The organism is Niallia sp. FSL R7-0271, assembly GCF_038005785.1.
Lineage (GTDB): Bacteria > Bacillota > Bacilli > Bacillales > Cytobacillaceae > Niallia.
On the sequence record NZ_JBBOTZ010000001.1, the window covers coordinates 3,635,835 to 3,650,503 of the forward strand.

Annotated in this window: 13 protein-coding genes and 1 pseudogene; 5 read left to right on the forward strand and 9 right to left on the reverse strand. The window is 40.0% G+C overall.

Annotated features, from left to right (window positions below):
* Positions 1–18: 18 nt before the first annotated feature.
* Complete coding sequence (locus tag MKX82_RS18595; RefSeq protein WP_233315884.1) at positions 19–978, forward strand: exonuclease domain-containing protein; 960 nt, start codon at positions 19–21, stop codon at positions 976–978.
* 133 nt (positions 979–1,111) lie between these two features.
* Positions 1,112–1,237 carry a hypothetical protein gene (locus tag MKX82_RS18600; protein WP_267913402.1) on the forward strand — a complete coding sequence of 42 codons (126 nt, stop codon included), beginning with the start codon at positions 1,112–1,114 and terminating at the stop codon, positions 1,235–1,237.
* Positions 1,238–1,322: 85 nt separating this feature from the next.
* On the opposite strand, the gene MKX82_RS18605 is transcribed toward MKX82_RS18600, so the two are convergent.
* The 4 genes from MKX82_RS18605 to MKX82_RS18620 form a co-directional block, all read right to left on the reverse strand.
* Positions 1,323–2,651 (reverse strand): 6-phospho-beta-glucosidase, encoded by a 1,329-nt coding sequence (locus tag MKX82_RS18605; RefSeq protein WP_233315885.1) that lies wholly within the window; start codon positions 2,649–2,651, stop codon positions 1,323–1,325.
* Positions 2,648–2,977 carry a PTS lactose/cellobiose transporter subunit IIA gene (locus tag MKX82_RS18610; protein WP_127739042.1) on the reverse strand — a complete coding sequence of 110 codons (330 nt, stop codon included), beginning with the start codon at positions 2,975–2,977 and terminating at the stop codon, positions 2,648–2,650. The genes MKX82_RS18605 and MKX82_RS18610 overlap by 4 nt, the downstream gene beginning before the upstream one ends.
* 105 nt (positions 2,978–3,082) lie before the next feature.
* Positions 3,083–4,411 (reverse strand): PTS cellobiose transporter subunit IIC, encoded by a 1,329-nt coding sequence (gene celB, locus MKX82_RS18615; protein WP_233315886.1) that lies wholly within the window; start codon positions 4,409–4,411, stop codon positions 3,083–3,085.
* A gap of 20 nt (positions 4,412–4,431) precedes the next feature.
* Positions 4,432–4,737 (reverse strand): PTS sugar transporter subunit IIB, encoded by a 306-nt coding sequence (locus MKX82_RS18620; protein ID WP_127739040.1) that lies wholly within the window; start codon positions 4,735–4,737, stop codon positions 4,432–4,434.
* A gap of 356 nt (positions 4,738–5,093) precedes the next feature.
* On the opposite strand from MKX82_RS18620, the gene MKX82_RS18625 reads away from it, so the two are divergent.
* Positions 5,094–5,285, forward strand: a complete 192-nt coding sequence (locus MKX82_RS18625; protein WP_233315887.1) for an aspartyl-phosphate phosphatase Spo0E family protein — start codon at positions 5,094–5,096, stop codon at positions 5,283–5,285.
* A gap of 166 nt (positions 5,286–5,451) precedes the next feature.
* Here the strand turns inward: MKX82_RS18625 and MKX82_RS18630 are convergent.
* From MKX82_RS18630 to MKX82_RS18640, 3 genes and pseudogenes are all read right to left on the reverse strand, one after another.
* Positions 5,452–6,471: pseudogene (locus MKX82_RS18630) on the reverse strand (homoserine dehydrogenase); the annotation flags it as partial.
* Between the two features lie 139 nt (positions 6,472–6,610).
* Complete coding sequence (locus MKX82_RS18635; RefSeq protein WP_233315889.1) at positions 6,611–8,026, reverse strand: SpoVR family protein; 1,416 nt, start codon at positions 8,024–8,026, stop codon at positions 6,611–6,613.
* 175 nt (positions 8,027–8,201) lie between these two features.
* Positions 8,202–10,202, reverse strand: coding sequence for a penicillin-binding transpeptidase domain-containing protein (locus MKX82_RS18640; protein ID WP_233315890.1), 2,001 nt, complete (start codon positions 10,200–10,202; stop codon positions 8,202–8,204).
* A 223-nt stretch (positions 10,203–10,425) separates the two neighbouring features.
* Between MKX82_RS18640 and MKX82_RS18645 the strand changes: the two genes are divergently transcribed.
* The gene (locus MKX82_RS18645; RefSeq protein ID WP_233315891.1) at positions 10,426–10,815 is read left to right on the forward strand and encodes a thiol-disulfide oxidoreductase DCC family protein; all 390 of its coding nucleotides are present in this window, start codon (positions 10,426–10,428) and stop codon (positions 10,813–10,815) included.
* 55 nt (positions 10,816–10,870) lie between these two features.
* On the opposite strand, the gene MKX82_RS18650 is transcribed toward MKX82_RS18645, so the two are convergent.
* Both MKX82_RS18650 and dcuS read right to left on the reverse strand, forming a co-directional pair.
* Positions 10,871–11,578 (reverse strand): response regulator, encoded by a 708-nt coding sequence (locus MKX82_RS18650; RefSeq protein ID WP_233315892.1) that lies wholly within the window; start codon positions 11,576–11,578, stop codon positions 10,871–10,873.
* The gene (dcuS, locus tag MKX82_RS18655) at positions 11,575–13,173 is read right to left on the reverse strand and encodes a DcuS/MalK family sensor histidine kinase (RefSeq protein ID WP_237942052.1); all 1,599 of its coding nucleotides are present in this window, start codon (positions 13,171–13,173) and stop codon (positions 11,575–11,577) included. The genes MKX82_RS18650 and dcuS overlap by 4 nt, the downstream gene beginning before the upstream one ends.
* A gap of 452 nt (positions 13,174–13,625) precedes the next feature.
* On the opposite strand from dcuS, the gene MKX82_RS18660 reads away from it, so the two are divergent.
* Positions 13,626–14,522 (forward strand): helix-turn-helix domain-containing protein, encoded by an 897-nt coding sequence (locus MKX82_RS18660; protein WP_233315894.1) that lies wholly within the window; start codon positions 13,626–13,628, stop codon positions 14,520–14,522.
* The last annotated feature ends 147 nt before the right edge of the window (positions 14,523–14,669 follow it).

Here is a 14,669-nt window from a genome sequence, read left to right on the forward strand (position 1 = left end):
TGTGCGAGGAGTGATAACATGGATTTTATTGCGATAGATTTTGAGATTGCGAATGAAGAGATGGACAGTGCCTGTTCGGTCGGACTTGCTTATGTGGAAAACAATCGGGTTGTAAAGACAGACTATTATCTCATTAAACCGCCCGTGTTAAAGTTCAATGAGAGATTTATTCGAGTTCACGGCATTACTGCAGAGGATGTTATGGAGCAGCCAGCATTTGATCAAGTATGGAAGCAGCTTGAGTCTGAGCTGACAGGTCAGCTGCTTGTTGCTCATAATGCTCAGTTTGATATGAGTGTTTTGCACAGCTGTCTGGCAAGATACAATCTTAAAGCACCGCAGCTGCGCTTTGCTGACAGTATATCCATCAGTACGGCTGCCTGCAGGGGAGAAGGTGTGAGACAATCTTTAAAAGCACGCACCGCCCGCTTTGGTGTAATGTTAGAAAACCATCATCATGCAGGAGCGGATGCGATTGCCTGTGCAGAGTTAGTAATTGCCTGCGTGAAAGCGATGGATGAACGTGATCTTGATGCTTATTTAACGACAAATCGACGAATTTCAGTAAAGCCATTTTCAGCATTAAAGCCGCAAATATCCTTCAGCAAAAAAAGAACGGCTCCAAAACCTGTTAAGAAATTTAATTCTGTAGCAATTTCCGAAATTGCAGCAACAACGGAAACCTTTGACGAGACACATGCACTGTTCGGCAAAAACGTCGTCTTCACAGGGGACTTAGCAACACTAGACAGGAAAGAAGCAATGCAGAAGGTCGTTGACGCAGGCGGACTTGTCAAAAGCGGTGTGAGCGGAAAAACAAACTTCCTTGTTGTCGGCGTTCAAGATAAACAGCTTGTCGGTGCCTCAGGCATCAGCACAAAAGAAAAGAAAGCTTTTGAGCTGCAAGAAAAGGGGCAGGATATCCAGATTGTTAACGAAGAGCAATTCTTGCGCCTGATTGATGGAAAGAACGGATAGTCATAAACCGAAGCCATGCTAATTGCATGGCTTTTACATATAGTTTTTTTCTTTTCTACTAATCTTTTTTCACTTTCTATGCATAAGAGTTTGCTAGTTTGGGAAGAATGCTAGTATAAAGGAGGAATTAACGATGAAGAAAATGACGAAAATGAATGTAACGGATTTTATTACAGAGGAAAAATTTGAGCTTCACTCCTACCTAACCTATTTATTTACACATACACAAGCAGATAACTCTGAAGAAGCAGCTGTTTAATTTAATTTTGCTATCATACATTTTTAAGAAAAGCTGTTCAAACAAAAAAAGACGGATTGCTCCGCCTTTTTTCGGTTTATATTTTTTAAGCTTCTACTTTGTTGAAGAACTGCGGTAAATGCTCTTTATGTGCTTCAAGCATTTCGTCGATTATTTCTTTCGCAACTGTGTCAGATGGTGATAACGGATTGATTGTCAAAGCTAGAATAGCTTTGTCATAGTCTCCTGTTACTGCTGCTTCTGCTGCAACTCTTTCAAAGGATTTGATCTGTTGAACAAGTCCTCTTACTGCTACTGGAAGCTCACCCATCACGATTGGTTTTGGGCCGTCCTTTGTAATGATGCTGGACACTTCGACAGCTGAGTCATTCGGGATGCCGGCAATTGCACCATTATTGATTGTGTTAACAGGCTGGATGTCGCGTTTGTCATTGTAAATGGAATTGATTAAACGGACTGCAGCATCAGAGTAGTATGCTCCTCCGCGTTTTTCCAATTGCGGCGGCTTGATTGCTAGATTTGGATCTTTGTAGAGTTCGAACAATTCTTTTTCAAGTTTTTGTACAACTTCAGCACGAGTTCCCTCGTTTTTCGAATTCTTCTGATCCTTCGCGATCATTTCGCTCGTTTTATAGTAGTACATATGGTAAGGGCATGTTAGTACATTCAATGCTTTGATAAATTCAGGCTCCCAGCCAAGACCTTCAATATTTTTTACGAATGAGCTGTTGTTTGGATCTGTCAGCAGGTTGATAACCTTATCCTTTACGCTTTCTCCGTCTACATAAACATCAAGGCCGTAAACCATATGGTTCAATCCCGCGAAATCGATGCGAACTCTAGAATGATCAACCTCTAGAAGCTTCGCGATACCCATTTCCATGCCGATTGGAACATTGCACAAGCCTACTATTTTTTTGATGTTAGAATAGCGAAGCACTGCTTCTGTTACCATGCCGGCAGGGTTTGTGAAGTTAATCAGCCATGCATTAGGGCAAAGCTCCTCCATATCCTTACAAATATCCAAAATAACAGGAATAGTGCGCAAGCCTTTGAACAAACCGCCAGGTCCGTTTGTTTCTTGTCCTAGCACGCCGTATTTCAACGGAATTCTTTCATCCTTCGCACGGGCATCAAGGAGGCCGACACGGAATTGTGTTGTAACAAAGTCTGCATCTTTAAGTGCAGCTCTGCGGTCAAGTGTTAAATGAACTTGAATTGGCAAGCCAGCTTTTTCAATCATGCGTTTTGCTAGATTTCCAACGATTTCAAGCTTTTCCTTCCCTGCTTCAATATCAACAAGCCATAATTCTCTGATCGGCAATTCGTCATATCTTTTAATGAAACCTTCTACTAATTCTGGTGTATAGCTTGATCCTCCGCCAATTGTGGCAATTTTAATTCCGTTTGTCATTTTTGGACACCTCCAGGAGTTTTAACAAGTTCATATAAATCAATAATTTCTTGTGCTAAATCCTTAAGCGTAATTGCATTCATTAAATGATCCTGTGCATGCACCATCAGCAAGGAAACCTCAATTTTGTTCCCTCTTACTTCATTTTGGATGAGGGATGTCTGGATATGGTGGGCATCATTCAATGCTTCAGCAGCTTCCTCCATCTTTTGTTTCGCAAGCTCGAAGTTTCCTTCTTTAGCAGCAGCAATTGCTTCCATTGCACAGCTTTTTCCATTTCCTCCGTGGAGAATAATCTGGAATACTGTTTCTTCCATATTAGCCATTTTATAATCAGCCTCTCTATTTTAGAATGTAAAAATTGTTAAGTATAAGCGCAAGTATTTTTAAAGCGTTTTCAAAAACACTTGCGCACTAAGTTGTTATAGTTATTAGCTTACCTTTGTGAATTCTGTGCCTTTTTCTTCTGCTAGTTTTTGTTTATCCCAAGTTCGGAAGAATGGGAAGTAAAGTACAAATGCGATTCCAATGTTGACAAGCTGCATCACTGCACCGGAAAGCTTTCCGCCTGTTGCCAAGTATCCACCGATTAGTGGCGGAGTAGTCCAAGGAATTGCAATTCCTGCTGGTTTTGCCACAAAGCCAAGTTTCATTGCATAATATGTCACTGTGATTGTTACAATTGGTGTTAAGAAGAACGGGATGATTAGTAATGGGTTCATTACGACTGGTGTACCAAAAATAACTGGTTCGTTAATCATAAATGCTCCCGGACCGATTGATAATCTGCCCAAATCCTTCATTTGTCTGCTTCGTGCAAACAATACCATCATTAGTACGAATGCGAATGTTGCACCAGAACCACCGATGTTGATAAATACTTCAAAGAACTGAGCTGTAAAGATCTCTGGAAGTTCTTTTCCTGCTTGGAAAGCAGCTTTGTTAGCATCTGTGTTAGATAGCCAGATTGGGTTCATAACTCCCCCAACGATATTTGTACCATGAAGACCGGCAGACCATAGAAGCATTACTAATCCGTAAGCGATAATAGAACCGATTAATGATCCACCTAATAGGCCAAGCGGTTTGCCAAGAACTAATGTTACAATATCATGTATGCTGTTAATACCGAAATATTCTACAATTAAACGAATTACCCAAATGATAGCGATTACAATGAAGCCCGGAATTAAAGCAACAAATGATTTGCTGACTGCTGGTGGAACACCATCCGGCATTTTAATTACCATGTTTTTATTAATGATGAAACGATAAACTTCTGTTGAGAATAATGCGATTAAGATTGCTACGAATAGACCTTTGCTTCCCATTAATGCAACTGGGATAGCGCCGCCTACTGCTACAGCTTCTGTTGCACCTTCTGCAAGGAAAGGAACATTAAATGGTGTTGCCAACAGGAAAGCACATAGTGAGATAACCCCTGCTGTAATAGCATCTAATGAGTATCTTTCAGCCAATCTGTACGCAATACCGAATGCTGCGATTAGACCCATCATATTGAATGTTGCATCAACTGGATAAGAAATCTTTGTCAGCCATGCATCGCCAAATGTTCTTGCCATGAAGTCTGCGTAGCCTGGAATTGGCAGATAACCTAGAATCAAGAATACTGAACCGATAATAATCATCGGCATTGCCAATATGATACCGTCTTTTAATGCGCCTAAGTGCCTTTGAGCAGCCAATTTGGCTGCAAAAGGCATAAATTTTTCTTCTAAGAAGGCTAAGAACTTATTCATATTTATCACCTTATCCTATTTTAGTTGTTAACTAGGTTGATAGCTGATTTTAGTACTTCTGCTCCGTTGCAAGTTCCATAATGCATCATATTGATAGAATCTACTGGAATTCCCTTTTCTGCGCCAAGCTTTTTCATTTGCGGAAGCAAATAGCGAACTTGTGGTCCAAGCAATAGGACATCTGCGTTATCGATATGGCTTTTTACTGCATCTGCGCTTTCTGCCCAGATTTTGCACTCAATACCTTGTTCTTTTGCAGCAGCTTCCATTTTTGTTACCAATAGACTTGTAGACATCCCTGCAGCACAGCATAGTAGAATATTCATAATATAATTCCTCCTAGAAATTAAAATTGTATAATAAAAGAGTTTTTTGGAATGCTTCCTAGCATATACCATTGTTTCATTTAAGTTTGTTTTTGTTTGCCGTATATGCTTTTTGCATTCCGTGTTGCTGTATTACCTTATGTCCTTATCTTAATGTAAAAGCGCTTACATGAACACATAATGTTTTTCCTTTGCCTAACGGAAATGATTGTGTCTCTTTGGAAAAAGTCTGTACCAAACTTGCAGTTTTTTGTCGGATGTTTTCAAATTATGTAAATTTCCTTATAAAAACACTTAATTTTTCCAAATTAATTTGTTAAAATAAGTACAAAGATTGATACCTAGGAGTAATCATTATGATAACGAGAAAAGATAATAAGGAGAGTATGAGCGCGCTGCTGCAAGATATTGAATCGTTGAAGCTGAAGCTGATTAAATCAGGCAGCGATAAAGGACTTAATGATCCGGGAACACTTCAGATCAGTGAACAGCTTGATACGTATATCGTCAAGTATCAGCGACTCGCTGCCCAGAAATCAGCACTATGACTAAAGCCAAGCCGTAGTATGAGAAGCTGCCCCCTATGGACGGAAGCTTATCCGGCTTGCTATGCCTGCGGTGTCAGCAGAATGCAACCACAGATACTCTCTTAACAGCTTTTAGCGTTATCTCCTTAATAAAAACCGGCCTTCGTAATGATGGCCGGTTTATTCTTTACCGATATAAATTAAGCATGTCTTTAACAGCTGCCGCTGCTGCTCCTCTAGGATGGGAAGCGCCGCCAATACAGCAAATCGTACCCATTTCTTCTGTGTGAAACAAGATGCCTTTGTTTGTTCCTTTCACATTAATCAGCGGGTTATCTGCAAAAATAACTTCAGGCTTTACTTGAATAGACACTTTGCCATTGATGGTTCTTGCACTGGCGACAAGCTTAATATCATTGCCGTTTATTTTAGCATATTGCATATCGCCCTTTGTTACCTTTTCAATGCCTTCAATGCTAATATCCTTTAACGTCCATGTTTTATTAAACAGACCGTTTGCGAGCAGCAATATTTTGCAGGCACTGTCATATCCTTGGACGTCAAGTGCTGGGTTTGCCTCGGCAATCCCTTTTTCTTGGGCCAGCTCCAGAGCCTTCTCAAAGGAAAGATTAGCATCTGACATACTTGTTAAAATGAAATTAGAGGTGCCGTTCAGGATGCCTTCTATCCCGGTAATCTGACTGCCTGCGAGACTGTATTCACCAATATCCAGAGTCGGAAGAGCTGCAGCTGTTGCGCCGCTGTATTTGATGCGGCAGCCGTTATTGTCAGCAAGCTGCTTCAATTCAGGCAAAGCATGAACAAGCGCGCCTTTGCTCACTGAAATAATGTCCATATTCTCCTTTAAAGCAGCTTTTATATAGGTCAATGCCGGTTCACCTGTTTCCAGATTGGTTGGGGAGCATTCAATCAATACGTCACCTTTCATTTGCGCTGTTGCCAATGGCACCTGCTTGTATTGGGCATACTGCTTGAGAGCTTGTGATCCTTTGCCGAAGGACAGCAATGTTTCTAAGTCTAATCCAGCTTCCTCGTAAATCATTCCTTGTGACCCGATAATGCCAGTAATTTTGCTAGAAAAACCATAGGTATCCTGATATCTCTTATTGTGCTCCTTAATTATCTTTACTATTTCCTTCGCAACCGTTCCGTACCCTGTTATGATTATTTTTCTTTCTTCCATGGCAGATCCTTCCCTCGTTTCTTGTTCAGCGTTTTTTTACTTAATTCTTGATGAAAGAGTATTTATCCTTTTTTCCTTTTATAAAATCCTTTTGAAACAGAAAAAAAGGCCCGCAGCTGCAAGCCTCCCGAATATTTCCCTCTTATAGATACTTGCGGTGCAATGCCTTTCCATCATAGGTGTACAGCATATTTTTGTCCTCAACAATCGTTTCCATATGAACATTTCTGCCCCAAAGCTGATGTATATATGGAAGAACCTTTTCCAAATACTTAAGGTCCAGCTCAATCCCCTCATAGCCATGCTTTAAGTACAGCTCGCCGTTCTTTAAGTAATCGCCGTCATTAACAGTGATATAAGGAAACCCTCCATTGACTCTCATGCTGACAAGCTGATCTCTTACCTGTTCCCAGCCTTTATCAACAATTTTGTATTCTCTGCCTTGCTTTTGGAATAAATACATGTCTTCCCTTGTCACTAAATCCTTCGTTAAATAGTTCCGCAAAAAGGAAATATCGGATTCAATTTCTCTGACCTCAAACATCTTCTCTCTGCCTGAGTTTGGCTTAACGCCTCTCTTTTTCATTTCCTCTGTCGGATTATTGTAACGCTCTTCAATGTCCTCAAATATCTTCAGACCAAGATAATAAGGATTAATTCCCGTTTTTGAAGGCTGCACAACACCTGCGTTCAGCTTGGCGAATTCAATAGCCTCTGAGCTCGTTAAATCAAGCTCCCGAACGATTCGCTGATGCCAATAGGAAGCCCAGCCTTCATTCATAATTTTCGTTTCAAGCTGTGGCCAGAAATACAGCATTTCTTCTCTCATCATTGTTAAAATATCACGCTGCCAGTCTGTCAGCTCTCTGCTGAAGCTTTCGATAAACAGCATAAGATCCTTTTCAGGCTGTGGAGGGAATTTCTTAATGATTTTCTTTTTTTCCTTCTTTGGCTTATTGCGGGAATCCAAGCCCCATAAATCATCATATGGCGTTTCTACCGTTTCTTCCACTTCCTCAAATTCTACATCATCCATTGTCCAAGCAAGCTTCGGTCTCATTAAGCTTGGATCGATATGCTCTTCAATGGCAAGAACTGCATCAAGAAATGTTTCCACTTCATGCTTGCCATACAGTATTTCATATTGGCGGACACGGTCGGCAGTGGCTGCCATGCTTTCAACCATTTCCCGCTTCGTATTTTGAAAGCGGACATTGTTCTTAAAGAAATCACAATGAGCCAATACATGGGCAACAATCAGCTTATTATTGATAAGTGAATTGCTGTCGAGCAAAAAAGCATAGCAAGGATCAGAATTAATCACAAGCTCATATATTTTAGACAAGCCTAAATCATAATGAAGCTTCATCTTATGAAATTGCTTGCCAAAGCTCCAATGGGAAAAACGTGTAGGCATGCCGTAGGCGCCGAATGTGTAAATGATATCTGCAGGACAAATTTCATACCTCATCGGGTAGAAGTCCAACCCAAAGCCAGTGGCGATTTCTGTAATTTCTTCGATGGCGTATTGAAGTTCCTTTTGCTCTACTTCATTCATTCCGTTCTCTCCCTTCACCGTCTTAAATTAATGTATGAGCGAAATCGCAGAATGATGAGTTATTTCACTGTTTTTAAAAAGTGGAAAAAAATTCTTGCAAGCAATTACTCAAAAAAATATTTTGCCAAACTAAAGAAAAAAGCCTGCAAAGGATTGCCCTTTGCAGACTTAACGTTTATTCGAGGATATTTTTGACCTTTTTCACAACATGACTAGAACCGCCCTTATTTTGGACACCTTCAATCATCATCGCCACAAGCATATCCTTATCTTTCTTATCATATGTCACATACCAGCCGTTTTCTGTACCCTTTTCACCTTGCTTTGCTTTCAGCTCGGCAGTACCCGTTTTCCCAGCAAGCGTCATACCGTTGATTTTGCCAGCATGTGCTGTTCCACTTGGACTGTCGATTACTTGCTGCAAATCATCTGAAATTGTATTAGCAGTTGCACTGCTCATGATGCCTTCCTTCCAGACCTTGCCCTTTTCTTCGTCTTGAAGAAGGATTGGCTTGATTAAGTTGCCGCCGTTAACAAACGGTGTATATGCTGCTGCAAGCTGAATAACGCTTGTTTGAACCTGGCCTTGGCCATAGCCTGAGTCAGCTAACAGAATATCACTGTCCAGCTTGCCGATCGTTGCTTTCGTAATTGGATATGCATAATCAAACTCTTCTTCAAAACCGAATTTCTTCAGCTCTGTTGTATATTTATCTTTGCCCATATCTAATGCTGTCTGCGCAAAGTAAATATTATCACTGTACAGCAAGGCATCAGCTAGATTAACAGGTTCACTGCTAGTATGCACTCTCGTTACATAATAGTTGCCCCATGATTTGTCTTTTTGCCATTGCTTTGTCGTAATTTTGCGTTCCTGCTCTGGTGTGATGACACCTTCTGTTAAAGCTGCCGCTGCCACAACCGGCTTCAGCACAGATCCTGGTGCATATGTGTTCTTAAAGCGGTTCGTGTAAGGCTCCAGCTTATTATTGTTGTACTCTTCTTGTTCAGAAATTGTCAGCCCTGCAACCACCTTGTTAGGGTCATAAGACGGACTGCTGACAAGGGCCATCGTTTCCCCTGTAGTCGGATTGATTGCAGCAGCTGCTCCTGCTTCTCCGTCCATTTCATCATATATTTTCTTTTGAAGCTCGCCATCGATAGTCAGCTTGATGTTCTCACCATTTTTGACTTCTTTTTCAGCGAGAGTGACACTTGTGCCATCGACCTTAGAAATCGAAATTGTCGCGCCGTTTTCGCCTCTCAGCTTCTCTTCATAAACTTGCTCCAAGCCTCTTTTTCCAATAACATCAGAGCTTGAATAGCCTTTGCCTTTTTGCTCTTCCAGCTCTTCGGCAGTGATGTTGCCAATATAGCCGATTAAATGAGCTGCAGCTTCTCCATATGGATAAATTCTGCCTGCAACATCCTGCTTCTGAACACCTGGAAGGGCAAACAGTTTCTCAAGAAATGCTTGATCGCCTGTTGCCAGCTTCTTAATTGGCACAAACAGGTTTGGCTGTACCCAATCTGCACTTAAAGCCTTTTCAATTGTTTCCTTTTTAATATCCAGCAATTTCGCAAGCTCTTCTACTTCTGTTGTCTGATTTTCCATTTGTTCAGGCACAAGACCGATTTGATAAATGATGCCATTCATCGCCATTGGATTTTCATAAACATCAACAATAGCTCCCCGTTCTGCAGGAACCGTTTCTAATGAAACTTTATCCTCAGCACCTAAATCGGCAAAGATATACGTTGTATCCCAATCTATATACCAGTTTTCTTCTTTATCGCGCTCTTCTTTCACAAGCTTCGCAGCCTTATCAAAGCTGATTTCTCCTGCCATACTGTTCATTTTAGCTGTGAAAGGAATCTCTGCAGTCTCTTTTTTCTTATTATCATCCTTTTCATCTTCTGACAGCTTTTTAGCAGAAACATTCAAATCTTTGATTTCCAAATCACTGTATAATTTCTCATAACGAGAAACATAATCTTCCTTTGAAACTGACTTCTTCGCTTCGGAAGACAGATAGCCGTACATTTCATCAAACTTCTGGTCATTCCACAGCTTTATGTATTGGGAAAGCCTATCATCCGGGGTAGGCTCATCATTATTGCATCCAGCCAATATTACAATCAGAATCATCGGCAATAGCCATAATAGTTTCTTCATTCTCATTCTCCCCTCCTAGTATAAGCGTACCATTTTTTACACTTAAATTAAAAGAATATTACAACAGCACCACTTAATTTTCTTACAAATATCAGCACATCGCCTTTTTCTTGCCATATTTCATATTTCATTATAATTTATCCTGTCATTTTCTTGAAATATATTTTCCTTAATAAAGGAAAAATGTTAGATTAGAAAAAAACATAGAAATGCAGGTGGAAAAATGAAGGCGGTCATATTATTTGATGGTGTCTGCAATCTTTGCAACAGTGCCGTTCAATTTATCATTAAAAGAGACCCTGCCGCTTATTTTACCTTTGCACCTTTGCAGGAGGAAAAAGGCAAGGAGCTTCTCACTCCCTTCAAAAAGGACCTCACGATAAATAGTGTCATACTTATTGAAAATGGTAGGCTTTATGAAAAATCAGCTGCTGCTCTTCAAATCTGTCTCCATTTACAGGGAGCTTGGAAGCTTGCCTATATCTTTAAAATTATTCCCTCATTCATACGGGACCCAATCTATGACTATGTCGCTAAAAATCGCTATAAATGGTTCGGTAAAAAAGATCATTGCATGCTCCCGACAAAGGATACAAAGCGGCGGTTTCTATAAGCTAATGCAAAAAGGCCCCTGTTCATCAGGGACCTTCTTATATATGCATGCTTTATTACAGAAACTGCTCAATCCAGCCAGCTCTTTTCGTATTTACGTAATAGACGTTGACCGGTCTGCCGATGCTGCCATATGTCAGCCTTACCTTGATAATATCTTGCTCGTTAAGGAAGTTCAGGTATTTTCTTACTGACACCCTTGATATCTGTGTTTCATCTGCGATAATGTCTGTTGTGAATTCCTGTTCAAGCTGTGCTTCTATCGCATCCCAGACAATTTTGAGCGTTTCCTTCGTCAAGCCTTTCGGCAGCTCTGCTTTTGCAGCCTTTTGGTCTCGGTTAAGGATCTGTTCATCAAGGAAGCTCTGGCTGACTTTCGTCTGCTCCTTCATAAATTCTTTCTTTTGAGCGTAGTTCATTAATGACTCTTTAAAGCGTTCAAATTTAAAAGGCTTAATTATATAGTCAACAGCTCCTAATCGGAGGGCTGCCTGAATATGCTCCATGTCAGATGCGGCTGTGATTAAAATCACATCCATATTTTCATTTAGCTCTCTTATATAAGAAAGGAAATCCAGTCCGCTTTTTCCGGGCATAAACACATCCAGCAGCACTAAATCAATACTTTCTCTCTTAATTATCTCTATCGCTTCGTCCACTTGGCTGGCAACGCCGCCGATTTTAAAGCCATTCAGCTCTTGTAGAAATTGCTTATTAAATTCGGCTACCATTGGATCGTCTTCTACAATCAATACAGAAATCAACTTCCGTTTTCCTCCTTCATATAGGGAATACTTGCTTTAAATGTCGTCCCTTTATTAAGGACGCTTTTCACTTCAATCGTTCCACACACCTTGCGCAAGCTTTCACCGACTAAATAAAGACCAAAACCTCGATTTTCTCCCTTTGAGGAAACCCCTTTTTCAAAGATATGAGCCTCTTCTTCCTTAGTCATGCCTTTCCCTGTATCCTTCACTATCATATCTATCATTCCGTTGGTCATTTTAAGCTTTAGTTCAATTTCTTTATCCGAACTAGTCTCCACTGCATCTAAAGCATTATCCAACAAATTCCCTAATATTGTGATGATTTCAAAGGAAGCAGCTGCAGTCAATTCAGGAATAACGGTTAGAACGGATATTTTCAAGCTTGCGCCCTTTTCTCTTGCATAGCTGAGCTTACCAAGCAGAAGGCCCGCTATGACTGGATCCTTTATGTTACTAGTAATGGCAGAAATATCTCCGCTTTGCTGATCGACAATGTCATCAAGATATTCCTTCAGCCTGTCGTAATTTTTCATATGAAGCATGCCGATAATAACTTGCATGCGGTTCATAAATTCATGGGATTGTGCCCGCAATGCTTCTGCATAGGTTTTCACACCAGAAAGCTGATCGGACAGTTTTTTTATTTCTGTTTTGTCTCTGAAGGTGAACAACGCACCCACAATTTTATTATCGACCTTAACCGGCACCCTGTTTACAAGGATGGTCGTGCCATTGATAATCTGTTCTTCATCAAGCTGCGCTTCACCTGTTTCTAATACAAGGTCGAGTTCCTTTGAAGGAATATAACTGCTGATCGGCAGGCCGATTGGATTCGTATTTAATCCTAGTTTATGTAAATAATCGATAGCAGACTGATTGACGAGGGTGATATTTCTTGCCATATCAACTGCTATAATGCCCTCTCTGACAGAATTAATGACTGCACTTCTTTCCTGCAGCAGTTTAGCAATAGCAGCCGGCTCCATGTTAAACATCACTCTTTTAATATATTTTGCCAGCAGATAGGCGCCAACTATTCCTGCCAGCAATCCGAGCAGGGACCCGTATACAATAATCCACTTCCCTTCAGCCAGCACTTCATTGACTTTAGCAAGAGAAATTCCGACTGCTACAACTCCGATTTGTTTGCCTTCCTCTGAATAAACAGGAGTAAATGCCCGCATCGACTTTCCTAGTGTACCTTTTGAAACACTAGTCTGTTCATTCCCTGACAAAGCCTTCACCTCATCTCCACCCTTGAACTTCTTTCCTATCTTTTGGACATCAGGGTGAGTGAGGCGAATTCCGTTCATATCAAGAATAACAACAAACTCCACGCCATTATCTAGCTGAATTTCCTTCGTATATGCCTGAATATGATTCTTTGCTTCTTCGTCTCCTTCAAGAGCATTTTGAACAATTTCTGTTTTCGCTACAATTCTAGATATAGTTAAAGCCTTTTCCTCCAGGCTGTTTATTGTATGATTATTAATCAAATTGCTGATCAGGATATCTGTCATTAATAAGGAGAAAATAACCACTGCACTGATAAGTGTCATAATGGTAGCAAACAGGCTCCATCTTTTTTTCATTACTTTTTGCTCCCAACAGGTTTTTTTCCTATTATAGCAGAATGAGGCAGCATGCAATAATGAATGGAACCAGCACCTTTGAAGAGTAAATGGGGGGAGAATTAATTCACATAAAAAAAGACCGCTCTCATAAAGAAAACGGCAGAAAATTGGAGATAAAAGGACTACTCGTAAAACAGATAAATGGGGTTTAATAGAAACCGATAAGGTTCTATTAAGTATGCTCAATTAAGATTTTATCTTGCTCTCCTTTTAAAGAAGGCGTAGGTGGGCACTTCTTTAAATAGCAAAATATTCTTAATATATTGCGGTAAAATCTATTAAATCATATTATATAAATAGATGTATTCGTGATTATGACTGATAACGAGTGATATAGCTCTTTTTTTAGGCTTTTTTACATGCATGCGCACAAAAATATAACTTTAGGAATATTTTTAGGGAGTGATCAATTGGATTTTTCAGCTGTTGGAGAGAAGATAAAGGAATTGCGAAAACAGGTAGGACTTTCACAAAAAGAACTTTCCCACAATATTTGCACACAAGCGCAAATTAGTAAAATTGAGAAGGGAGAGGTCCTGCCGCTTTCATCCACATTGTACTTAATCTCACAAAGGTTAGGAATAGACGTGAACTATTTCTTTGATATCGGCACAACTCCAAGACTCGATTACGTTATCGAAACAAGCAGACAATTAAAAGCTGCCCGACGAAATACAGACTATGAAACAATCAAGCAAATCGTTGAAGCGGAAGAGAAAAACCCGCTGTTTACACGCAATAAGAGGCATTATCAAATCCTTCTATGGCATAAGGCCATATATGTCTATGAGGTAGATAAGGATTTCCCTAAAGCTCTAGAGTTGATTGAAGATGCCATCGCCTTAACATTTGAAAAGATTTTCACCGAAAAAGAGATTGAGATCTTTATCAGCAAAGGAATATTTCACTATGAAGAAGGATTACTAGAGGAATCCTTGCAGATTTATTACAAGGCCTTATCCTATTTGCAAAAAATACCTCATTTGCAGGATGAGACAATTAAAAGCCGATTGTACTTCAACATCGCCAAAGCACTTACAGACTTGAATGAATACGAGTCTTCCATTTCCTATTGTAAAGAAGGTATCGATTGGGCTATTCAAAAGGACAACCTATACTTACTTGCCCATTTTCACTATCATATCGGCTATAATTATGAGCAGCAGGAGAATTTCAAGCTTGCCAGCAATTATATGAAAGAAGCACTTGTTATTTTCCACTTAGTAAAGGATAGCCGATATACAGATTATATTCAAGAGAAGATAGACAGATGGCAAGAGGAGCATAATGACAGGCTGACCGATTAGGAAATCCCTATTTGGCGCCTGTCTTTTTTATTTTAGACACTTTTCCTCCTATTCCCCGTAATATGTTTAATAGACCCTAAATTAACCATGATTAATTTCCTATTTTTGCTTCTTTGACCCTATTTTTCTATGAAAACGGGTACTATA

Excerpts from the sequence above, each read along its gene's own strand:
- MKX82_RS18600 (WP_267913402.1), top strand. The coding sequence starts at position 1,112 with ATGAAGAAAATGACGAAAATGAATGTAACGGATTTTATTACAGAGGAA.
- MKX82_RS18610 (WP_127739042.1), bottom strand. The coding sequence starts at position 2,977 with ATGGCTAATATGGAAGAAACAGTATTCCAGATTATTCTCCACGGAGGA.
- MKX82_RS18595 (WP_233315884.1), top strand. The coding sequence starts at position 19 with ATGGATTTTATTGCGATAGATTTTGAGATTGCGAATGAAGAGATGGAC.
- MKX82_RS18620 (WP_127739040.1), bottom strand. The coding sequence starts at position 4,737 with ATGAATATTCTACTATGCTGTGCTGCAGGGATGTCTACAAGTCTATTG.
- MKX82_RS18635 (WP_233315889.1), bottom strand. The coding sequence starts at position 8,026 with ATGAATGAAGTAGAGCAAAAGGAACTTCAATACGCCATCGAAGAAATT.
- MKX82_RS18640 (WP_233315890.1), bottom strand. The coding sequence starts at position 10,202 with ATGAAGAAACTATTATGGCTATTGCCGATGATTCTGATTGTAATATTG.
- MKX82_RS18645 (WP_233315891.1), top strand. The coding sequence starts at position 10,426 with ATGAAGGCGGTCATATTATTTGATGGTGTCTGCAATCTTTGCAACAGT.
- dcuS (WP_237942052.1), bottom strand. The coding sequence starts at position 13,173 with ATGAAAAAAAGATGGAGCCTGTTTGCTACCATTATGACACTTATCAGT.
- MKX82_RS18625 (WP_233315887.1), top strand. The coding sequence starts at position 5,094 with ATGATAACGAGAAAAGATAATAAGGAGAGTATGAGCGCGCTGCTGCAA.
- celB (WP_233315886.1), bottom strand. The coding sequence starts at position 4,411 with ATGAATAAGTTCTTAGCCTTCTTAGAAGAAAAATTTATGCCTTTTGCA.
- MKX82_RS18605 (WP_233315885.1), bottom strand. The coding sequence starts at position 2,651 with ATGACAAACGGAATTAAAATTGCCACAATTGGCGGAGGATCAAGCTAT.